The organism is Novosphingobium bradum (assembly GCF_042646485.1).
Lineage (GTDB): Bacteria > Pseudomonadota > Alphaproteobacteria > Sphingomonadales > Sphingomonadaceae > Novosphingobium > Novosphingobium bradum.
In genome coordinates this window covers 1-19,579 of the sequence record NZ_JBHRTQ010000014.1, presented here as the reverse complement: position 1 = coordinate 19,579, position 19,579 = coordinate 1, and the positions used below count along the sequence as shown (strand labels likewise).

Sequence of the window (19,579 nt, the reverse complement as noted above, 5' to 3'; positions counted from 1 at the left end):
CGTGTTGTTGTCAGGTGTTCAGTGGCGGCTGGCCGGCACCTGCGCCCCGCGCACCAGCCGCCCCGGCAGCGCGCCGGTGGGTTGGCCGTGGCGGTAGGTGACCTGGCCCGCGACCAGGGTGGCGGCATAGCCGGTGGGGTCCTGGCCGATGCGGCGGCCCTGTTCGGGCAGGTCGAAATGGATCTGCGGCCGAGGCAGCGCAAGCGCGGCCAGATCGATCACGTTGATGTCGGCCCGGTGGCCCGGCGCCAGCAGCCCGCGATCGGCGAGCCCCACCGCCATGGCCGTTCGCCGGGTCAGCGCGTGGATCGCCCGCTCCAGCGGCCAATCCCCGCTGCCGACCCAGCGGGTGAGCATATAGGTGGGCAGGCTGGCATCGCAGATCATCCCGCAATGGGCGCCGCCATCGCCAAGGCCCAGGATCGTGGCGGGGTGATCGAGCATTTCCCGCACCGCCGCGATGCTGTTGTCCGCGAAATTGACGGCGGGCACAAAGAGCACGGTGTCGCAGCCGCGATCGAGCAGGAGGTCGTAGGTGAAGGCGGCGGCGCTCTGCCCGGCGGCCTCGGCGCGCGCGGCCATGCTGGCGGCGGGATCGGGCTCGTAGCCGCTCCCGTCGGCCAGCTCGTAGACCTGGGCGAACCTTTCGAACAGGTTGAAGAGCTTGCCCCGGCCGTCCGGGCCGACCTGCCCTTCCGGCCAGCCGGCATCGAATTCGGCGAGGATCGCGGCGCGCACCTCGGGCCGGCGCATGATCCCAGCCCGCTCCGCCGCCGGGAGGGGCATCAGCGCGCGATAGGTGGGGCAGTTGATGAACGGATTGCGGCTGAAATCGAAGCCGCCCATGATCCCCACCGGCCGCCCCGAAACCTGGCCGCTGATGTCCAGCCCTTCGGCCCGGGCCTGGTCCACCCGGTCCAGCAGTTCACGCCAGCGGTGCGGCGCGAGGTGGACCTGCATCAGCGAGAACGACAGCGGCCGGCCGGATTCGCCCGCCATCCGGCGCAGGATGGCGAATTCGGCGTCCATCTCGTCGAAATCGGAGATGATCTGGAGCACGCCCGCCCCGGCATCCCGAAGGCCCAGGGCAATGCCGGCCAGTTCATCGGCCGCCGCGCCGTAGGTGGGGGTGATCGAGCCGTCGCTGGCCTTGTGGTTGAGGCTGCGCGAGGAGGAGAAGCCCAGCGCGCCGGCCGCGATGGCCTCGGCTGCCAGCCGGCGCATTCGGGCGATATCGTCGGGCGTGGCCGGTTCGCGGGCCATGGCGCGGCTGCCCATGACCGCCAGGCGCAGCGGGGCGTGGGGAAGCTGGGTGGCCACGTCCATGTCGAACTGGCGGCTGGCCAGCAGGTCGAGATAGTCACCGAAGGATTCCCAGGTCCACGGCAGGCCCGCGCTCATCACCGCTTCGGGGATATCCTCCACCCCCTCCATCAGGGCGATAAGCCGCTGGCGGTCGGCGGGCGCGCAGGGGGCGAAGCCGACGCCGCAATTGCCGGTGACGACCGTGGTGACCCCGTGCTGCGAGGAAGGAGCCAGCCGGCTGCTCCAGGTGGCATGGCCATCATAATGGGTGTGGATGTCAACGAAGCCGGGGGTGACCACCTGGCCGGCGGCATCGATCTCCTCCCGCCCCGGCCCGAGGCCTTCGCCAACCGCGAAGATCAGCCCATCGCGCACCGCGACATCGGCGGCGACCGGCGCGCCGCCGGAGCCGTCGACCACCAGCCCGCCGCGGATCACCAGATCGTGCATCACCCGTCTCCCGGATCGAGTCCCTTTTGCGGAGCAGTGTGCGGGCAGGCAGGCTTTGCGTGAAGCCCGGCCCCCGCAATAACGCGGGTGCGACGCCGGAGCGATGCGGGGGCCGGTTTCACGCCGGGGCGATGGCCCGCCCCGGCGCGGGGATCACAGCCCGGCCACGGCCCGGGGTTCGCCATCGAGAATGATGAACTTGGTTTCCAGGTAATTGGCCAGGCCTTCCGAGCCGCCTTCGCGGCCCAGGCCCGATTGCTTGAACCCGCCGAACGACACGCCAAGATCGCTCCGCATGATGTTGTGGCCCACCGTGCCCGAGCGCAGCTGGCGCGCGACCGCATAGGCGCGCTCCAGGTCGTTGGTGAAGACCGCGTTGTTCAGCCCGAAGATCGTATCGTTGGCGAGGCGCACGGCCTCGGCCTCGTCCGCCGCGGGGATGACCGAGAGCACCGGGCCGAACACTTCCTGCTGGGCGATGGCCCAGGAATTGTCGACATGGCCGAACACGGTCGGCTCCATGAAGTAGCCCCGGTTGAGGTGGGCCGGCCGCGCGCCGCCGGTGGCGAGCGTTGCCCCGTCGGCCTTGGCCCCGGCGATGTGACCCTCCACCCGATCGCGCTGGATAGCGGTGGCGAGCGGCCCCATCTGGCTGGCCGGGTCCATCGGATCGCCGACCACGACCTCGGCGAACCGCCCGGCCAGCGCATCGAGCAGGGCATCGTGGCGGTGGCGCGTGACGATCACGCGGGTGAGCGAGGAGCAGACCTGCCCGGCAAGGAAGGTCGCGCGCGAGGCGATGTCGGCGGCAGCCCGCTCCACGTCATAGTCATCGAGGATCACCGCCGCCGACTTTCCGCCCAGTTCGAGCGTGCAGCGCGCGATCCGTTCGCCGCACAGCGAGGCGATGCGGCGGCCGGCGCCGGTGGAGCCGGTGAAGCTGATCTTGTCGACCCGGGGATCGCGCACCAGCATTTCCGAAACCTCGCGGTCGGCCGCGACGACGTTGATCACCCCGGCGGGCAGGCCCGCCTCCTGGCAGATCTCGGCCAGCACCCAGGCCGCGCCCGGCGCCTCGGGCGAGGCCTTGACGATGGTGGTGCAGCCGGCCAGCAGGGCCGGGGCGACCTTGTGGGTAATCAGCAGCAGCGGCACGTTCCAGGCGACGATCGCGCCGACCACGCCAACCGGCTCGCGCACCAGCAGGCCGAATTCGCCGCCGGCCGACGGGGTCCGCCGCTCGTAGAACGGGTAGGTCTCGGCCAGGTCGGCATAGTCGGCCCAGTTCTTGGCGATGCGCTGCGCCGCGCCCACGGCGGCGTGATAGAGGATGCCGGATTCAGCGGTCCAGATCCGGGCGATATCCTCGGCCCGGGCCATGATGCCCTTGCTGATCGCCCGCAGGTAGGTGGCGCGCTCGGCATGGGTGAGCGAGGGCCAGGGGCCATTGTCGAAGGCGGTGCGGGCCGCGGCGATGGCGCGCTCCATGTCGGCCACCTGGGCTTCGGCCACCTCGAGGAAGACATCTTCCGAAGTGGAATCGAACACGGTCATCCGCGCGGCGCTGCTCGGCTCCACCCATTGGCCATCGATGAACAGCTGCCCGGGATGGGCGACTGGGGCGGGAGTGCCGGTGGTGGTCATGATCTGCGTCCTGTGAAGCGGTTTAACGGCAATGGGATGAGATCGCCCGCGCAGTGGCCCGCGACGACGGGGGGCAATCCCCCGGGCGGACGGCTGATTCCCGAACGGTTCCCTGACACCCGCCCTAGGAGGGGGAGGGGCCGCTCGGCAACCATTTTGCGCGGGACGATCAGAACAGCGCGCCGGCGGGAAGCTCGACGGTATAGGCGTTGGTGCGGACCAGCCGGCGGCTGGCGATCAGCCAGCGCCCGGCGACCTTCTCGTAGGTCTCGTGGTAGTGGCCATAGCCGTGGAGGCACTTGGTCTTGCCGTCCTTTTCCCAGAACAGCACGTCTTCCATGGCCCAGATGCCCGTGGCCGTGGTGTCGGAGGTAAGCTCGATCTCGGGATTGTGGACGTGGTGGTTGGTGCGCTTGCCCTCGGTCGCCTTGCGGACGCTCTGGGTCATCGCCTCGTTGCCGACCACCGGATCGGCATCCGAACCCAGCGCATAGGACTTGCAATCGACCGTGTGGCAATCGCGGTAGAGATCCCAGTCCTTGGTATCGACCGCCCGGCAGCGCCGCGCCTTGACCTTGCGGATTTCCTCGATGGCCAACAATTGTTCTGCGGCATCCATGTTGCGGGCCTTCCTTGCCTGTTGCTCGTCGCGGTGCCACCATCATACCGGGCGAGACCCTGAATTCCAGAGAGTGGCCGTTGTCATCGCCGGGCCGGCGCCCGGCAACCGCACCGCGGCCAGGCGCCGCTATCGCGGGGGGTGGCGCGAAGCCGGGCCAGGGCGCGAACGGGAGGAAGCAATCATGTTGAAGGGCAGGAAGATCCTGATCACCGGCGCCGCCGGCAATGTCGGCTATCCGCTGGCCCGCTCGCTGGTCCAGAACAACGAGGTCTGGGGCCTGTCGCGGTTCGGCAATCCGGCCGAGCGCCGCAAGGTCGAGGCGCTGGGGGTGACCACCCTGGCGGTGGACCTCGAAGCGCCCGATTTCAGCGGCGTGCCCCGGGATTTTGACTATGTGATCCACCTGAGCGCGATCACCTCGGCCGCCGGATTGGACTATCAGCGGGCGATCCGGGTCAACGCCGTGGGCACCGGCCTGCTGATGACCCATTGCAAGGGGGCCAGGGCGTTTCTCTCGATGTCGACCACCTCGGTCTACAAGCCCAATCCCGATCCGTGGCACGCCTTCCGCGAAACCGATCCGATCGGCGATGCCAACCTCCCCGGCACCCCCACCTATTCGATGTCGAAGATCAGCCAGGAGGCGGTGGCCCGGTTCTGCGCGCTGCAGATGCAGATCCCGACCATCATCTGCCGCCTCAACGCCGCCTATGGCGAGACCGGCAACGGCGCCCTGCCCGGCCGCTTGTTCGACACGATCCGCGACGGCCAGCAACTAGTGCTGCGCGGCGATCCCAATCCCTACAGCCCGATCCACGACCGCGACATCTTCGACCAGCTCGAAGCCATGCTGGGGGCCGCCTCGGTGGACTGCCCGATCGTCAACTGGGGCGGCGACGAGGCGGTTTCGGCCCAGGACATGGCCGCCTTCTTCGGGGAATTGCTGGGTGTGACGCCCGATGTCGTCTCGCGGCACTTTCCCGGCTCGCAGACCGGGGTCGCGCTCGACACGGCCAGGCGCATGGCGATAACCGGCCCGTGCAAGGTCCACTGGAAGGACGGGATGCGGGAAATGGCCGAGGCGCATATGCGGGGCCGGCCCGTGGCCCGGGCGTGAGCCGGATCGGGGCGCGCGCGGAATGATCCGCGATGCCAGGATCCTGGTAACCGGGGCCACCGGCGAGGTTGCCCAGCCGCTGATCCGCCATCTCGCCGCCGACAACGAGGTGTGGGGCGCCGCGCGGTTCGCCGACCCGGCGGGCGCAGACAAGGTGCGCGCGCTGGGCGCGCGGCCGGTGCAGGTCGATGTCGGCAGCGGCGACCTTTCGGCCCTGCCCGACAACTTCACCTATGTGCTCCACCTCGCCTTCCATCGCGGCGGCGCGACCGACTACGACGGCGCCGTACGGATCAACGGCGAAGGCACCGGCCACGTGCTGCACCATTGCCGCAAGGCCAGGGCGGCGCTCGTCATGTCATCGGGCGCGGTCTATTCGGCCGTGGACGATCCCCATGCCTATCCGGCCGAGGACAGCCCGATCGGCAATGCGCTCACCCCGTGGTCGCCCACCAGCGGCATGGCCAAGGTGGCGCAGGAGGCCGTGGCGCGGTTCTGCGCCCGCGCCTTCAACCTGCCGGTGGTGATCCCCCGGCTCAACACGGTCTATGGCCAATCGCCGCGGTTCCTGCCGACCATGCACATGGACTCGATCATGGCCGGGCGCGAGATCGCCGCGCGCTGGGATCCCAACCCCCACCACCCGATCCACACCGATGATCTGTGCGGCCAGCTCGAAGCCATGCTGGACGCCGCCTCCACGCCCGCCACCGTGGTCAACTGGGGCGGCGACGAGGTGGTGACCTTGCAGGAATGGTGCGCGATGGTGGGCGAATGGTCGGGCAAGGCGGTGCGGATCAACACCGTGCCGGTGCCCGGCACGACCCGCACCGGCGGCTCGGACCAGACCAGGCGCCGGGCGATCACCGGCCCCGCGACGGTCCGCTTCGCGCAAGGCTACCGCCGCCTGTTCGACCAGCGCCACGGCGCGGCGATCGGCCTGGCCGACTGACCTTTCGCGCCCGGCTCAGGCCCGGAAGGCCGCGCCCGGGTCCGCCTTGCGCCGGGCCGACTTGCGGACATTGCGCGCCCAGTAGCGCGGCACATCCAGCGGGCCGAGCAGGCCGGGCCGCGCCGCGCAGACCGCCGGAATGGCGTTCACCACCGGCATGACCGTGGCCCCGCCGGTCGATCCATCGGGCGCATAGGCCACTTCGAGAGTAAAATTGGGATCGCCCTCGATCTCGATCCGGTGGGCAAGGTCGACCGGGGCGTGCTGCGATTTCCATTGCCGCCCGGCATCGCGCCAGACCTTGTCGACGTGCTCGACAATGGCGATCGGCTTGCCGCCCGACAGCGCGCGCAGCTCGAAATGGAGCACCACCGCGGTGCCCGCCGCCACCGTGCCGATCCCGGCCTCGATATCGTGATCAAGGGTATCGACCTCGAAATGGGTTTCCCAATCCTCGATCTCCACGCCCAGCACGTCGGCGATGGCATGAAGCGTGGGCGCCCACAGGCCCATCAGCTTGCCGTCGCGAAGCATCCCCGGCGTGGTTCCCGGCGCAATGCCGAAGCCGAAGATCTCGCGCAACGACTGCGAGGCATAGTTGCCCATCCATCCCAATTCGAGCACCCGCACGCAGTCTACCCGGTCAGCCGCGGCAAGCGCGGCGATGGCAAGGTCGGTCGTGGCCCAGCCCGGATCGATCCCGGTGAAGAAGAAGCTGCTGCCCCCCTTGGCGCAGGCCGCCTCCACCAGTTCGCGCGCCCGGGCCGGAGCGGTGGGCGGATGGGCGAATTCGAAGGCGGAGAAGTGGACCACGTTGGTGCCCGCCGCCAGGAACGGCAGCATATCGGCGATGGTCGCTTCCGCATCGCCGGGCATGGTCCGCCCGAAATAGCAGACGCAATCGGCATCGAGCGCGAGCAGTTCGGCCCAATCGGTGGTGGCCCGCACGCCCACCGGCGCCCGCCCGCACAGCTCGCCCGAATCCTTGCCGGCCTTGTCCGCCGACCAGACATATTGGCCAACCAGTTCGAGATCGGGGTGATCGAGAATGCCCCGAAGCGCCCGCCGCCCCATCGCCCCGCTTCCGCAATGCACAACGCGCAAGCCCATGCCTTGTCTCCCTGTTCTGTCTGGCCGGACTGTGGGCCGGTCGGGACGGGTCTGTAAACAGCGCGAGGGGTCGCGCGCGGCGCAGCGGGCGAACGGCCTGTCGAAATCGGCGGGCCGGCCCCGGCCCAGAAGCCGGGCGCGGCGAGCAGGGCGGCGCGCACGAAGGCCCGGGCCGTCCGACCACCTTGGCGGCCGGCATGACGTGGGCCTTGCCGCGATGAACCACACCACTAACTGCAATTGCCGGGCGGACCGGAAGGCCTTGCCAAAGGCTCTCCAGGCAGTTACCGCTAACACGTTTAGAGTGGGGACCAATCCCCAACGAACGGGAGGGTGCTGACATGAGGAATCGACGGGCAAACTACGTCTACGCTCCGCTGACGGCCGCAATTCTGGCGGCAATGCCGATGGCCGCCCACGCCCAGGCAGCAGGCGGCTCCGGGCAGAATGCGGCAGCAGCCGAAAGCAATGCCAACCCCACCGACATCGTCGTCACCGCGCGTCGCGGGGATGAACGGCTGCAGGATGTTCCGGTCAGCATCCAGGTGGTCACCGGCGACAAGCTGGATCGGCTCGCCATCACCAACTTCAACGATATCGCCAAGCTTGCCCCGGGCCTGAGCTTTGGTGGCGGCGACGGTCTTGACGGCGGCATCTCGCTGCGCGGGATTCGCTGGTCGCCGACCGGGGGAACGCCCGCCATCCCGTTCTACCTGAACGAAGTGGCCTTCTCGCCGGGCAGCATCCAGGCCAGCCTCTACGATATCGGCCAGGTCGAAGTCCTGCGCGGTCCGCAGGGCACGGCGCGCGGCCGGCCCTCGATCTCGGGCGCCGTCACGCTGACCACCCGCCGCCCCAACCTGTTCGAGGCGGGTGGCTACATTTCCGGCCAGTTCGCCAGCCGCGAGCGCCGGCAGGTGCAGGGCGCGGTGAGCTTCCCGATCATCCCGGGCAAGCTGGCCGTGCGCCTGGCGGGCTTCTACGAAACCTATGATACGCCCGTCCGCAGCATCATCACCAACGAGCATTCGCACAACAAGAACATCAATGGCCGCATCTCGGTTCGCTACGAGCCGTCGGATTCGGTCAACTTCAACGTGATGTATGCCCACAACCACAACGAGGCGCGCACCTACCTCCAGGTGGTGGGCGCGGGCAGCCCGGGGTTCACGACCTCGTCGCCATTCGGCGCCACCCTGGTGCTGCCGGCGGCCTACAACACCGGCGGCCGCACGATCAAGGGCGAGGACTTCCTCTCGGTCATGGGGATTCCGAACACGTCGAAGGGCAATTCCGACCTGATCTCGGCCAACCTGAACATCGATGTCGCCGGGCAGCGGCTGAGCTACATCTTCGGCTACGACAAGAGCGGCGGGCCGTCCACCGCTTCGCCCGATACGGCCAATATGCTGATCGGCTACGACCCGACGGTGGTTGCGCCCCGCAACGCCAGGAGCAAGGACAACGTCGTCATGACGCACGAACTGCGTCTGTCGTCGATCCGCGGCGACCGCTTCTGGGATTACGACGTCGGCCTCTACTACTACGGGCTCAACCTGGACCTGCAGAACCAGCAGATCGCCTCGTTCCTGCCCGGCGCCTTCGGCGCGCCGATCGTTGCCGCGCCGAGCCCCTACGTGACCAATCCGGCGATCCCGAACTTCTATGCCCTGCCGATCCTGCTCGACATCCGGGCGCGGGAACGCAGCTATTCGGCCTATGCCAATGTCATGCTGCACTTGCCGCATGGCTTCGAACTGACCGTGGGCGGCCGCTATATGAGCGACACCCGCCCGTTCCGGACGGTCGGTTCGACCCTCCAGGGCACGCTCACGCTGCCCAATGCGCTGGTCGGCGGAGCGCCGGGCTGCGCCTTCATCGGGGGTACGGCGAGCGCACTCTATGGCGCCTCGTTCTGCGACACGATCCGGGCACAGGCCGTGGTCATAGACCAGGACTACAAGGAAAAGTTCCACCCGTTCATCTACAACGTGTCGCTCTCGCGCAAGTTCAGCGATGACCTGCTGGTCTACGGGACCGTCGGCAGTTCCTATCGCACGGGCGTTCCCAACATCGGCACGGCCACCAATGACATCTCGTTGGCGCAGACCCGTCCGGAACGGGCGACCTCCTTCGAACTGGGCCTCAAGTCATCGTTCGCGGATCGGAAGGCCTGGTTCAACCTTGCGGTGTTCCAGATCAACTACAAGGGCCAGATCAACACGTTCCGCGACGTGAACTTCTGGGACGTCGGCAAGGCAGCCGTCGCCAAGACCAGCGTCGGTTTCAACCAGAATGCCGACGTGCGGGTTCGCGGACTCGAGGCGGAAATCGGGTTCGACCCGACTCGCAACCTCAGCCTGGCAGCCAATGTCAGCTACTCGAAGATCTCTTCGCGCGTGAACCTGCTGCCCTGCAACGATCCGGCCAATCCGCCGACGGCCACCAATCCCATCGCCCGGTGCACGGTGCCGGCCGGAATTGGCTTCAACGTCAACCCGCCCTTCCAGGCCAGCGTCAACGGCAGCTACGACGTGCCGCTCGGGCCGTTCAACGGCTACCTCCGGTTCCTCGCCAACTACCAGGGCGCAAACCCGAACTTCAAGGGCATCGTCAACGGCGTGGCGGCCTACGATCGGGTTGCTCCCTATATGCTGGTCGACGTGTTCGGCGGCCTGCGCTCGCCTGACGGGGCTTGGGACATCGGGGTCTATGCCAAGAACGTGTTCAACAAGCTGATCGTGGTGAACACCAATCCGGCCAATCCGATGGCGGGCCTTGACGGGACTTTCGGCCCCAGCGGCCTGAGCACCGTGTTCTCGACCCAACCGCGGGAACTGGGGGTGCAAGTGCGCTACAGCTTCGGATCGCGCTGACTTTGATGGAGCGGGGGCTGCCCGGCAGCCACCGCCACGCAACACAGGCCGGACGCCACACCCGTGGCGTCCGGCCTTTTTTTCGTTCCGCCGCGCTTAACCGAACTGAAAGCCGAAGTTCCCGGGTGCCAGCCGCAATCAGCAAGCCCCGCCCAATCCCGCAGGATCGGGGGCGGAAATCAATAGTCGATGGATCAGGCCCGAAGGCCGGTGGCGGAGCGGGAGTCCGCCAAACTATCCGCCGCTGGCGACCGGACGGAACCTATAAACCCCAGCAATGCCGCCGCTTTCTGAAAGGGCTTTTCCGCAACGGTTCGCGGATGGCCGCTTGCGTTTATGGGCAACCGCGATATTTTAATGGGCAACATCATGGGCAAGAGAGAGTATCCGCCTAATGCCCCGCAAGCTGCACAACGCGCTCAATCCGATCATGGTCAAGAATGCCGGCATCGGTCGCCATGCTGATGGCGGGGGGCTTTATCTGCGGGTGCAGGCCGGCGGGGCGCGGTCCTGGCTGTTCCGCTCCACCATAGGCGGCAAGGCGCGTGACGTTGGCATAGGGCCGGCGGCTGGGCCGAACGCGATCCCGTTGACCAAGGCCCGCGACATGGTCCGCGCGCTGGCTGCCCAGGCGGCACAAGGCGAGATGATCGAAGGGAAGCGGACGGTGGCCCGCAAGGTGGCGGCAAAGGTGCAGGCAGCGGCATTGGCAGCAAAGCCGTTCCGGGAGGTGGCCGAGGCCTTCATTGATCTGCGGGAGGATAGCTGGCGCAACGGCAAGCATCGGGCGCAATGGCGCGCCACGCTGGTAGCCTATGCCTATCCCGTCTTTGGCGATCTGCCGGTTTCGCAGATTGAAACGGCGCACGTGATGGAGGCACTGGAGCCGATCTGGAAGGCCAAGCCCGAGACTGCCAGCCGGGTGCGCGGGCGGATAGAGAACATTCTGGACGCGGCGAAGGTGCAAGGGCTGCGCTCGGGGGAGAACCCGGCGCGCTGGCGCGGGCACCTTGACCACCTGTTGCCCAAGCGGGCGCGGCATACGCGGGGCAATCATGCCGCGCTGCCCTATGCCGATCTGCCCGGCTTCATGGCCGATCTGCGGGGGCGCGATGCCGTTGCCGCTCGGGCGCTGGAATTCACCATCCTGACCGCCGCGCGCTCGGGCGAGGTGCTGGGGGCTACATGGGGCGAGATTGATCTGGAGGCGGCGCTATGGACGATTCCAGCCGGGCGCATGAAGGCGGGGAAAGAGCATCGCGTTCCGCTATCGCCGCGCGCTATGGCCCTGGTGGAGATTGCCAAGGGCTTGCGGACCCGCGCCGAACCGGATGCACCTGTTTTCCCTTCCGCCAAGGGCAAGACCCTGTCCGGCATGGCCATGGCGATGCTGTTGCGGCGGATGAAGCTGGAGGCGATCACGGTTCATGGATTCCGCTCCACATTCCGCGATTGGGCTGCCGAGCGCACCGGCTTTTCCCATGAAGTCTGCGAAATGGCGCTAGCGCACGTGATCGGGAACAAGGCCGAGGCAGCCTATCGGCGCGGCGACCTGTTCGACAAGCGGCGCAAGCTGATGGAGGCATGGGCGGCTTATGCCGCCTCGCCTGTCGCGGCTGGGGGCAATGTGAAGCCGATAAGGGCGAAGGCCGGATAGAGTTTCACCGGGCGCGGTGCCCGATGGAAGCGGGCCGGCGGGGAGATGCGACCTTCCCCGCCGGTCCTGACCACAACCGACTAACTGGAGTCGAGAATATGGCTGACCTCGCAATGACAACCGAACCCCAGCCGGACAATGCCTTTCGGGCGATCAATTCCCTTGCCCTGGAGGTGCAGGCTCGTGCCCGCGAAGCGTCGCATTTGATCGCGGCGATTGATGCTGCCAGCGATGATCTGGTCTGCGGCGGCGAAGTTGCGGGCGCGGCGCATTTGGAGGCGCTAGACCGCATTGTCGTTTTCTGCCGGATGGCGCGCGAAGCGGCGCGCGCGGCTGGCGACCTGGGCGAGCAAATCGAAATTGCTGCGAAACACTGACCCCCTGCGACATTGCGACAACTGCGACATTTGACCGGCTGGGGATTGCGGGCCGAGGGTGCCTGACAAAATGCCCCAGCCGGGCATAACGTGACGGCGGGGATAGGCCGGCCAGCCGACAAGCGCACTTCCCATGCGCTTCCCCGCTCCACCTTTGGGAACCGCTCGGGAGGCGGGGGCATGGCGAACTGGGTTAATCCGGCAGAAGCGGTTCAATCACTTGCGCGGCTCCACGAGATGTCTGGCAGGCTTGCAGATTTTGACGTCTGTTTGAATGCTGCCGAGGAAACTCTTTTGGCCCGGCTCGCATCTGGGCAAGTGCCAACACGCGCCAGTTTTGTAGAATACACGTCCACCGAGGAATTTCTCGTAACTAAGACTGACGAAGCCGTTCCAAAAACGTTCTGGAGGAACTGGGTTGCGGCAAGACCGATAGACCGCGAGGCAGATTGGATCGTCGGAGATTTTAGATACGATCACGGGGCCGATTGGAGCGACCTTCCCTGTTGGGGAAAGGCATTTGGCGTTGCTTTCGAGGCGAGCGCGCTGCCTTGGATGGATGCCTGCCAAGTCGCGCCCGAGAATTCATCTCGCATTGTTGAACTAGAATCCGCATTGGACGAAATGACAACAGAGGTGGTCCGATTGCAGGGCAGGCTGATCTATGGTCCTCCGCAAACGTCCGCTCTTCCCTCTCGATCTGGCAAAGGACGACCGGCTGCCAATTGGTGGCCTGCGTTTGCCGAGGAACTGGCCGTTTACCTCCATGATAGCGGCCCCCCGCAAGGGACGGGAACCGAAGGCCAATCGGAAATGCTCGCTGAGATTTTCCGGCGCATGAATGAACGTGGGCACGGCGAGCCATCGCGTTCCACCGTCCAGCCCGTGATAAACGCGGTTTTGCAGCGGGTGCGCTAGGCCGGAAAATCCTAGCCGCCATTTCCGGCCAATTCCGGCTCTAACCGGCTGACCTGACCGCCACGGCAACCGACAATCGGCCCCGCTTTCCTGCGAACGGAAACGGAGCCGATAGAATGAATACCGCACCCAATCCCGAGCCGCTGGCCTATTCGGTCGCGGATGCCTGCCGCGTTTCGACGCTGGGCAAGACCAAGATTTACGCGCTGATTGCCGAGGGCCGGCTGGAGGCCCGTCGCATCGGCAACCGCACCTTGATCCCTGCCGGCAGCCTGCGGGCGCTGATCGAGGGCGAGGCTGCGCGCTGATGCCCCGGAAATGCAAAACCCCGCCGGATCATGGCGGGGCTTCGCGCGATAGCTTTGCGGGCCTGTCGCTGCCTCTCGCTACCCTTGATGCCTACCGGGCACAATTCCTTTCCCTGGCCTTGGCGGTCCAGCCGGAGAGGGCCGTCATGCTGGCGGCGCTGGCCTTCGGGGGTGGCTGCCATGATTGACCTTCAGGCGATCGCCGCGCGCTATGGCGGCAACCTATCGGGCCGGGAGTGCCTTATCCCGACGCCGGGACATTCGCGCCGCGATCGGGGAACCGCCCTGCGGCTGGCACCGGGCGCGCCGGATGGCCTGCTAGTGACCTGTTACAACGGGGGGATGGCGGAAGCCCTGGCGGTGAAGGATGCGCTTCGCCGGGACGGTTTCCTGCCCGCCCGCGATGGCACTTGCCGGGAACTCACCCAGGCCGAACGCGACGCCATCCGCCGGGCCGAGGCCGAACGGGAGCGCGAACGGCATGAACGGCAGGCCCAAGCCGCAGAGATTGCCCGCCAGCGCCTCGCTGGAGCGCGTCCAGCCGATCGGGGGCACCCTTACCTCAATCGCAAGCGGATCGGCCCTGAGAGGCTTTGGCAGGAAGGTGACAAGCTGATTGTTCCGATGGCCGATGCCGAGGGGAACCTGTGGAACCTTCAGGCGATCGGGCCGGAGGGTGAAAAGCGGTTCCTCGCTGGCGGCAGGATCAAGGGCACGTTCTGGCATTGCGGCAAGGCTGCCGACCGGCTGGTGATCGGGGAGGGCGTGGCGACTGTCGCCGCTGTCCGCCGCGCCACGGGCCTGCCGGTGATCGCCGCCATGACCGCCGGGAACCTGCCCGACGTTGCCGCCGCCATCCGCGCCAAGCGCCCCGACCTTCAACTGATAATCGCTGCCGATGACGACAAGGCGGGCATGGAAGCCGCCCGCATCGCCTCGCAGCGCACAGGCGCGCTTATCGCGCTGCCGGGAGAACTCCACCATGGATAACGCCGCAACCGCCTACACGGGCCGGGACTTTGCCGACCTGGACGACGCCGCCACCATTGCCAGCATCGCCAATGCCCGCCCGATCCCGACCGAGGGGCCGATGCCCCTTTTTCGCCCGCTGCCAGCCGCACCGGAATACCCGGTCAACGCGCTTGGCCCCGTGCTGGCCCCTGCCGCCAAGGCCATTGCCGGGATGGCGCAATGTGCGATCGCCTGTGCCGCCAATTCGGTGCTGGCGGTGGCTTCGCTCGCCGCCCAAGGCCGCGCCAATGCCGTGCTGCCGATCGGGACCGGCAAGGCAACGCCGCTTTCGCTCTACCTGCTGACCGTGCTGGAATCGGGCGAACGCAAATCGACTGCCGATAGCTTCGCCCTCAAGCCGGTGCGTGATTATGAGCGCGAGTTGGCCGAGGCCGAGGCCGGAGAACGGCAGGCATGGGCGGTCAAGATGGCTGCCCACGATACCGCCGCCAAGAACCTGCATTCCAAGTTGAAAGCCGATCGCGCGGCACTGGAAGCGGCCTTGCACGATCTAGGACCGGCACCTCTGCCGCCCCTGCTTTCGATCCTGGCCCCCGGCGGCGATCAAACCTTTGAAGGCCTGTTCCGTATCTATCAGCATGGCCGCCCCTCGCTCGCCATGCTGTGCGATGATGGCGCATCCTTTCTTGGCGGCCATAGCCTGAAAGCCGAGAACAAGAGCGGGACAACCGCGAACCTGTGTAAAGCGTGGGATGGAACCCGATTGGAGCGCATCCGATCGCTTGATGGCGTCAACGTGCTGCATGACCGCCGCCTTGCCGCGCACATAATGATCCAGCCGGGCGTTGCCGGTGACTTTCTCGGGGACGCGCAATATGCCGACCAAGGCTTTCTGGCGCGGTTTTTGTTGTCCGCCCCCGGATCGCTGGCGGGGACGGATGCCAGGTTGCGAAGCGAGGATGCCGCCGCCGAACGCGCCGCCGCTGCCCGCGCTGCCGGTGACCTGGCTCCCTATAACGCCGTTGTCGGGCGTCTGCTTCGCTCGCCGATCCGGTGGAAGAATGAACACGACCGAAGCGCGGGCATTGACCTGGACGAACTGCCTTTGAGCGAGGATGCCCGCCGCCTGTATGTGCGCCTTTGCAATGCGACATCGGGAGCCATGGCCACTGGCAAGGCGCTAGAGAGTGTGCGCCCGTTCGCCAACAAGTTGCCCGAAAACGCTGTGCGGCTGGCGGGCATCCTGACCCTGATTGCCGATCCCGAGGCGATCGAGATTGACGCGGCCACGTTGGCCGATGCGGCAACGCTGGCGAAATACTATGCCGATGAAGCGGTGCGATTGACCGATGCCGCCGCCACCGATCCGGCCATGAAGCGAGCCGATATGCTGCGGCGGTGGCTGTTGTCCCGCCCTGGTGACGTGATCGGTCTGGCAACGGTCTATCAGTTGGGCCAGCCGAAGTCCCTGCGAACTGCCAAGGCCGCGCGGGAGGCCATGGAAGCCCTGGTGGCGCACGGGTGGGCAAGTCCTATCCCGGACGGCGCGATGATCGACGGGAAGCGCCACCGGGAAGCCTGGCGGATTGTGCGCGGGGGGCAGGCATGAACGCCTTGAACTTCGATCCCTATGCCGCCCTCGCGGAAATTCAGAACGGCAGGGGGCTAAGGGCTAATTGGGCTAAACGGGCTAATCTTGATCCCGTTCGGGCCGATACCGCTCCAACTTTAGCCCCATTAGCCCCTTTAGCCCTTAGCCCGGCTTCAATTCCGAAAATGGACGAAAGGCCTGAAACCGCCGCCGATCCAGCGTCATGGCTGGCGCACCTTGCCCGGCTGGATGCTGCAACCGCACCCGAGGGCTTCACCTCTGCCCGGTGGCGCGAACTGGTGGCGGATGCGCGCTGGCTGACCGATCGGCACGGGGAGAGCGCGGCAGCCCTTGGCTGGACCGCAAGCGACCTGTTCGGCCTGGACGATACCCTAGACGGATGGGGCGGGCTTGCCGATCGGCTGCGGGGAGCGAGGCGCGCGACCTTCACCGATACCGTTGCACGCTGGCGATCCGATGAAGTGGACGGATGGCTATGGCGGCGAACTCTTCGCCCGATGCGGGCAATATGGGAGATGCAGGAATGACAGCACGAAAGAACAAGGCGAAGGTCCCGGCAGAGACGGCGAACAACGCCTTGGATGCGCGGCAGCGCGACGGCGAAACCAAGTTTCAGGCGGCGGCCCGCGCGATCACAGTCCCGGACTTCCGGCATGGGCAAACCATTGCCCACCTTTACACGGGGCAGTTAAAGCACACCGGGGCCGAGCCGGGACTTGGCGACTATAGCGCGACCGTTCGGCAGGCGGTAGACAAGGCAGCCAACGGCGATCTGTCCTTTGCCAGCCGGACTCTTGCCGCCCAGGCCATGACCCTGGACGCGATCTTTACCGAAATGGCCCGCCGCATGGCCTGCAACATGGGCGAATATCTCGGGGCGACCGAAACTTATGCCCGCATCGCCATGAAGGCCCAGGCCGGCAGCCGGGCTGCAATCGAGACGCTGGCGAAGCTGCACCAACCGCGCGAGCAAACCGTGCGCCACGTTCACGTTAACGAAGGCGGGCAGGCTGTCATTGCCGAACAATTCCACCACCACGGGGGGAGCGGAGAAAATGGACAATCAGGCGGACAACCCCAAGCAACCGGAACCGGCGATCCTGGCGCAAGCCCCGCGCTGCCATGCCCGGACCCGCTCGGGCCAGCCGTGCCGATCTCCGGCGGTGAAGAACAAGGCCCGGTGCCGGATGCACGGCGGCAAGGGCAGCGGGGCGCCTAAGGGCAACCGCAATGCCTGGAAGCATGGCGGGCGCTCGGCTGCCGCTGCGGCTGCCATGGCCCGAGTGCGGGCGCTTTGCCGGATGATTGATGACCTGGAGGTTTGAGGCCGTCGCGCATTCCGCGCGGGCGCGCGAGGACCGCAAGATTACGGCAAGGGAGGGGGCGGGCGAAACCCTGGCGAGCCGATCCACTGGACCGCGCCCGATCCCAAATTTTCGCATTCACACTTCACGGGACGGGGCGGGCTGAAACTCTGGAGCCGCTACCCAGCCGAACCGCCTGCCCTGCCATGCGGAGAGTTTTCTAGCGGTGCTTGATTTTCGCGGCTGGTATGAGCCTGGACGGGAGGGGGCAGGCAAATCTCTTGGGCGACGGAACGGGAAACCGTCACGTCTCCGTTACGATAACGCCAACACAGTTTTTCGCCCGCGCGCGCGGGGCCGGGGAATTCTCTGGCATGACCGCACGCGCTCCCGCGTCAATCGCTAAACCCAGAAATTCTTGGAGCCTTCATGCGCGCGCGAATGCGCAGATTGGCGAACTGATTCAGTCGGGAGGAGATTCAGGTCGCTTCAACCGCCGGCAGACGAATTCGCCTACGAGATAGCCGACTACGAACGTAATCAGGATTACCGCCACAACCACAAGAACGTCCGCCATAACCACCTCCGTGATCGGCAAAGGCACTCGCGAATGTTGCGCCAACCGCATTCTCCGGCGGTATGTGCGCCAAAAAAGATTCTTTGCGGGATTTCTGATTTCAAGAGGGCGTCCGGCAAAAAATTCGGTCGCTGCCGTTCGCTCCCAGCCGCCACCTGCCGGAAAGCTATCGTAGGCTTAGTTATGGGCAAAAGCCGGTTGAGGTGCCGTAACCCTAGCTTTTCTGCGGGGTAATGGCGGAGCGGGAGGGATTCGAACCCTCGATACGCTTTTGACGTATACTCACTTTCCAGGCGAGCGCCTTCGACCACTCGGCCACCGCTCCGCGTGCACTGGAATGCGGCCCCTAGCCGTTGCCGGCGGGTTTCGCAAGGCAGCGTGACGTGGCAATGTCCGGCAATGGAAGAGCACATCTCCTGCACGGCGCGGCTGTGGCGCTGGACCGGCGGCAAGGACGGCAAGGGCGGCGCCTGGCACTTCCTGACCATCGCAGGAAAGCCGGCCGAAGTCCTCGCCGGAACCGCGCTGATGCGCCGGCTCGACGGCTCTAGCCGCGGCTTCGGCTCGCTGCGGGTCAGCGCCACGATCAGCGAGACCACCTGGCAGACCTCGGTGTTCCCCGAGAAATCAGCCACGGACGCGCCGGAATGGCTGCTCCCGGTGAAAGCAGCGGTCCGCAAGGCCGAACACCTTGATGAAGGCGACGAGGCCGCACTGGACCTGCTCTTCTAGAGCGGTTTCCACTCATTCTGGATCGTATCCGCATGAGCTGAAGTAGTTGGCGCATTCGTCGGGAGAAGATGTCGACGAGGCTGCCGATCAGGTCCCACGGGCCGCCGACGGTTCCCTCGCCATGCTTTGCACAGCATGGCCTTGATGCGGGAGAACGCCTACTCGTGTCGACCGTGACCTGCCCCCCCCCCGCTGGGTCCCTCAATCTGATGTAGAGTCTGCACCACAAGAAGGAGCAGATCATCGGGATGATCAAGGAGCGTGACGCTAGGCTGCCGACTGCGGAGTTTGCCGCAAGCATGGTCTGAGCCCAGCAACGTTCTACGAGCTGAAGCCGAAGTACGGTGGTCTGGAAGTGTCCGATGCCCGACGGCTGCGGCAACTCGAGGACGAGAACAGGAAGCTCAAGCGGTAGCTGGCCGAAAGCGTGCTGGACAATGCGATCCTGAAGGACCTGATGGGAAAAGCCTGACGACGCCGGGCCGGCAACAGGACGCGGCGCCCGCCGAGATGCGAGACTACCAGGTCTCGCTGCGCCGGGCGTGCGTAGCGATCGGCGTCGATCCCAAGACGGTCCGGCGAGAACCAGACCGAGTGGCACTTCATCGATCCTGGCAAGCCGCAGCAGAATGCGATTCATTGAATCGTTCAATGGGTCGCTGCGCGACGAGCTCCTGAATGAGGAGCTGTTCGACAGTCTGGCTGACGCCCGGAACAAGCTGGCAGTCTGTCGCTACGACTACAACAACGTGAGGCCGCACTCATCGCTGGGGTACCAAACACCGGCACAAGCGCGTCAGGCGTTCCTGCATGATGGAAGCGTCACCCCCGGCCCGCTTGTGCCGGTGGGGCAGCATGAATATCAAACCAGCAGCCCCTCGTTATGACCGTGGGACCAGTGGGGGGGCAAGTCAGGTGTCCACGGCACACCGGGAAAAGGCACAAAAAAAGCCCCGCTGATCACGCGAGGCTGCTGTCGACATGGTTGCGGGGGCAGGATTTGAACCTGCGACCTTCAGGTTATGAGCCTGACGAGCTACCGGGCT

17 protein-coding genes, 1 tRNA gene and 2 pseudogenes are annotated in these 19,579 nt (G+C 66.3%); 14 read left to right on the top strand and 6 right to left on the bottom strand.

Annotation, left to right across the window (positions count from 1 at the left end; translation table 11 throughout):
* Positions 1-18 precede the first annotated feature (18 nt).
* From ACFOD9_RS14260 to ACFOD9_RS14250, 3 genes are all read right to left on the bottom strand, one after another.
* Positions 19-1,755, bottom strand: coding sequence for an N-acyl-D-amino-acid deacylase family protein (locus ACFOD9_RS14260; protein WP_379510799.1), 1,737 nt, complete (start codon positions 1,753-1,755; stop codon positions 19-21).
* A gap of 153 nt (positions 1,756-1,908) precedes the next feature.
* Positions 1,909-3,399 (bottom strand): aldehyde dehydrogenase, encoded by a 1,491-nt coding sequence (locus tag ACFOD9_RS14255; RefSeq protein ID WP_379510798.1) that lies wholly within the window; start codon positions 3,397-3,399, stop codon positions 1,909-1,911.
* Positions 3,400-3,568: 169 nt separating this feature from the next.
* Entirely contained in the window at positions 3,569-4,018 is a 450-nt protein-coding gene (locus ACFOD9_RS14250; RefSeq protein WP_379510797.1) for a nuclear transport factor 2 family protein, read from the bottom strand.
* 184 nt (positions 4,019-4,202) lie between these two features.
* Here ACFOD9_RS14250 and ACFOD9_RS14245 point away from each other — a divergent pair, with 184 nt between their 5' ends.
* The gene (locus tag ACFOD9_RS14245) at positions 4,203-5,138 is read left to right on the top strand and encodes an NAD-dependent epimerase/dehydratase family protein (RefSeq protein ID WP_379510796.1); all 936 of its coding nucleotides are present in this window, start codon (positions 4,203-4,205) and stop codon (positions 5,136-5,138) included.
* A 22-nt stretch (positions 5,139-5,160) separates the two neighbouring features.
* Complete coding sequence (locus ACFOD9_RS14240; RefSeq protein ID WP_379510795.1) at positions 5,161-6,090, top strand: NAD-dependent epimerase/dehydratase family protein; 930 nt, start codon at positions 5,161-5,163, stop codon at positions 6,088-6,090.
* Between the two features lie 15 nt (positions 6,091-6,105).
* Here ACFOD9_RS14240 and ACFOD9_RS14235 read toward each other — a convergent pair whose 3' ends face one another.
* The gene (locus tag ACFOD9_RS14235) at positions 6,106-7,200 is read right to left on the bottom strand and encodes an NAD(P)H-dependent amine dehydrogenase family protein (RefSeq protein ID WP_379510794.1); all 1,095 of its coding nucleotides are present in this window, start codon (positions 7,198-7,200) and stop codon (positions 6,106-6,108) included.
* 407 nt (positions 7,201-7,607) lie between these two features.
* Between ACFOD9_RS14235 and ACFOD9_RS14230 the strand changes: the two genes are divergently transcribed.
* The 10 genes from ACFOD9_RS14230 (at position 7,608) to ACFOD9_RS14185 (ending at position 17,245) form a co-directional block, all read left to right on the top strand.
* Positions 7,608-10,076, top strand: coding sequence for a TonB-dependent receptor (locus tag ACFOD9_RS14230; RefSeq protein ID WP_379510793.1), 2,469 nt, complete (start codon positions 7,608-7,610; stop codon positions 10,074-10,076).
* Between the two features lie 394 nt (positions 10,077-10,470).
* The gene (locus tag ACFOD9_RS14225; RefSeq protein WP_379510792.1) at positions 10,471-11,733 is read left to right on the top strand and encodes a tyrosine-type recombinase/integrase; all 1,263 of its coding nucleotides are present in this window, start codon (positions 10,471-10,473) and stop codon (positions 11,731-11,733) included.
* Between the two features lie 98 nt (positions 11,734-11,831).
* Positions 11,832-12,110 (top strand): hypothetical protein, encoded by a 279-nt coding sequence (locus ACFOD9_RS14220; protein ID WP_379510791.1) that lies wholly within the window; start codon positions 11,832-11,834, stop codon positions 12,108-12,110.
* 180 nt (positions 12,111-12,290) lie between these two features.
* Positions 12,291-13,028: a hypothetical protein gene (locus ACFOD9_RS14215; protein WP_379510790.1), complete on the top strand. Its 738-nt coding sequence runs from the start codon at positions 12,291-12,293 to the stop codon at positions 13,026-13,028.
* 116 nt (positions 13,029-13,144) lie between these two features.
* A complete protein-coding gene (locus ACFOD9_RS14210) occupies positions 13,145-13,336 on the top strand; it encodes a helix-turn-helix domain-containing protein (RefSeq protein WP_379510789.1) in 192 nt (63 codons plus the stop codon).
* Positions 13,337-13,516: 180 nt separating this feature from the next.
* Positions 13,517-14,326 carry a toprim domain-containing protein gene (locus tag ACFOD9_RS14205; RefSeq protein ID WP_379510788.1) on the top strand — a complete coding sequence of 270 codons (810 nt, stop codon included), beginning with the start codon at positions 13,517-13,519 and terminating at the stop codon, positions 14,324-14,326.
* Complete coding sequence (locus ACFOD9_RS14200; protein WP_379510787.1) at positions 14,319-15,917, top strand: DUF3987 domain-containing protein; 1,599 nt, start codon at positions 14,319-14,321, stop codon at positions 15,915-15,917. Before ACFOD9_RS14205 ends, ACFOD9_RS14200 begins: the two co-directional genes overlap by 8 nt.
* Positions 15,914-16,447 carry a hypothetical protein gene (locus ACFOD9_RS14195; RefSeq protein WP_379510786.1) on the top strand — a complete coding sequence of 178 codons (534 nt, stop codon included), beginning with the start codon at positions 15,914-15,916 and terminating at the stop codon, positions 16,445-16,447. The genes ACFOD9_RS14200 and ACFOD9_RS14195 overlap by 4 nt, the downstream gene beginning before the upstream one ends.
* Positions 16,444-17,139 carry a hypothetical protein gene (locus ACFOD9_RS14190; protein ID WP_379510785.1) on the top strand — a complete coding sequence of 232 codons (696 nt, stop codon included), beginning with the start codon at positions 16,444-16,446 and terminating at the stop codon, positions 17,137-17,139. The genes ACFOD9_RS14195 and ACFOD9_RS14190 overlap by 4 nt, the downstream gene beginning before the upstream one ends.
* Entirely contained in the window at positions 17,084-17,245 is a 162-nt protein-coding gene (locus ACFOD9_RS14185; protein ID WP_379510784.1) for a hypothetical protein, read from the top strand. The genes ACFOD9_RS14190 and ACFOD9_RS14185 overlap by 56 nt, the downstream gene beginning before the upstream one ends.
* 790 nt (positions 17,246-18,035) lie before the next feature.
* Here ACFOD9_RS14185 and ACFOD9_RS14180 read toward each other — a convergent pair.
* A tRNA-Ser gene (locus ACFOD9_RS14180) sits at positions 18,036-18,126 on the bottom strand.
* 74 nt (positions 18,127-18,200) lie between these two features.
* Here ACFOD9_RS14180 and ACFOD9_RS14175 point away from each other — a divergent pair.
* Positions 18,201-18,533, top strand: coding sequence for a DUF1905 domain-containing protein (locus ACFOD9_RS14175; protein WP_379510783.1), 333 nt, complete (start codon positions 18,201-18,203; stop codon positions 18,531-18,533).
* Positions 18,534-18,545: 12 nt separating this feature from the next.
* Here ACFOD9_RS14175 and ACFOD9_RS14170 read toward each other — a convergent pair.
* Positions 18,546-18,691, bottom strand: a pseudogene (locus ACFOD9_RS14170) (IS630 family transposase); the annotation flags it as partial.
* A 90-nt stretch (positions 18,692-18,781) separates the two neighbouring features.
* Here ACFOD9_RS14170 and ACFOD9_RS14165 point away from each other — a divergent pair.
* A pseudogene (locus ACFOD9_RS14165) lies at positions 18,782-19,420 on the top strand (integrase core domain-containing protein).
* Positions 19,421-19,579 lie beyond the last annotated feature (159 nt).

Excerpts from the sequence above, each read along its gene's own strand:
- ACFOD9_RS14260 (WP_379510799.1), bottom strand. The coding sequence starts at position 1,755 with ATGCACGATCTGGTGATCCGCGGCGGGCTGGTGGTCGACGGCTCCGGC.
- ACFOD9_RS14255 (WP_379510798.1), bottom strand. The coding sequence starts at position 3,399 with ATGACCACCACCGGCACTCCCGCCCCAGTCGCCCATCCCGGGCAGCTG.
- ACFOD9_RS14250 (WP_379510797.1), bottom strand. The coding sequence starts at position 4,018 with ATGGATGCCGCAGAACAATTGTTGGCCATCGAGGAAATCCGCAAGGTC.
- ACFOD9_RS14245 (WP_379510796.1), top strand. The coding sequence starts at position 4,203 with ATGTTGAAGGGCAGGAAGATCCTGATCACCGGCGCCGCCGGCAATGTC.
- ACFOD9_RS14240 (WP_379510795.1), top strand. The coding sequence starts at position 5,161 with ATGATCCGCGATGCCAGGATCCTGGTAACCGGGGCCACCGGCGAGGTT.
- ACFOD9_RS14235 (WP_379510794.1), bottom strand. The coding sequence starts at position 7,200 with ATGGGCTTGCGCGTTGTGCATTGCGGAAGCGGGGCGATGGGGCGGCGG.
- ACFOD9_RS14230 (WP_379510793.1), top strand. The coding sequence starts at position 7,608 with ATGGCCGCCCACGCCCAGGCAGCAGGCGGCTCCGGGCAGAATGCGGCA.
- ACFOD9_RS14225 (WP_379510792.1), top strand. The coding sequence starts at position 10,471 with ATGCCCCGCAAGCTGCACAACGCGCTCAATCCGATCATGGTCAAGAAT.
- ACFOD9_RS14220 (WP_379510791.1), top strand. The coding sequence starts at position 11,832 with ATGGCTGACCTCGCAATGACAACCGAACCCCAGCCGGACAATGCCTTT.
- ACFOD9_RS14215 (WP_379510790.1), top strand. The coding sequence starts at position 12,291 with ATGGCGAACTGGGTTAATCCGGCAGAAGCGGTTCAATCACTTGCGCGG.
- ACFOD9_RS14210 (WP_379510789.1), top strand. The coding sequence starts at position 13,145 with ATGAATACCGCACCCAATCCCGAGCCGCTGGCCTATTCGGTCGCGGAT.
- ACFOD9_RS14205 (WP_379510788.1), top strand. The coding sequence starts at position 13,517 with ATGATTGACCTTCAGGCGATCGCCGCGCGCTATGGCGGCAACCTATCG.
- ACFOD9_RS14200 (WP_379510787.1), top strand. The coding sequence starts at position 14,319 with ATGGATAACGCCGCAACCGCCTACACGGGCCGGGACTTTGCCGACCTG.
- ACFOD9_RS14195 (WP_379510786.1), top strand. The coding sequence starts at position 15,914 with ATGAACGCCTTGAACTTCGATCCCTATGCCGCCCTCGCGGAAATTCAG.
- ACFOD9_RS14190 (WP_379510785.1), top strand. The coding sequence starts at position 16,444 with ATGACAGCACGAAAGAACAAGGCGAAGGTCCCGGCAGAGACGGCGAAC.
- ACFOD9_RS14175 (WP_379510783.1), top strand. The coding sequence starts at position 18,201 with ATGGAAGAGCACATCTCCTGCACGGCGCGGCTGTGGCGCTGGACCGGC.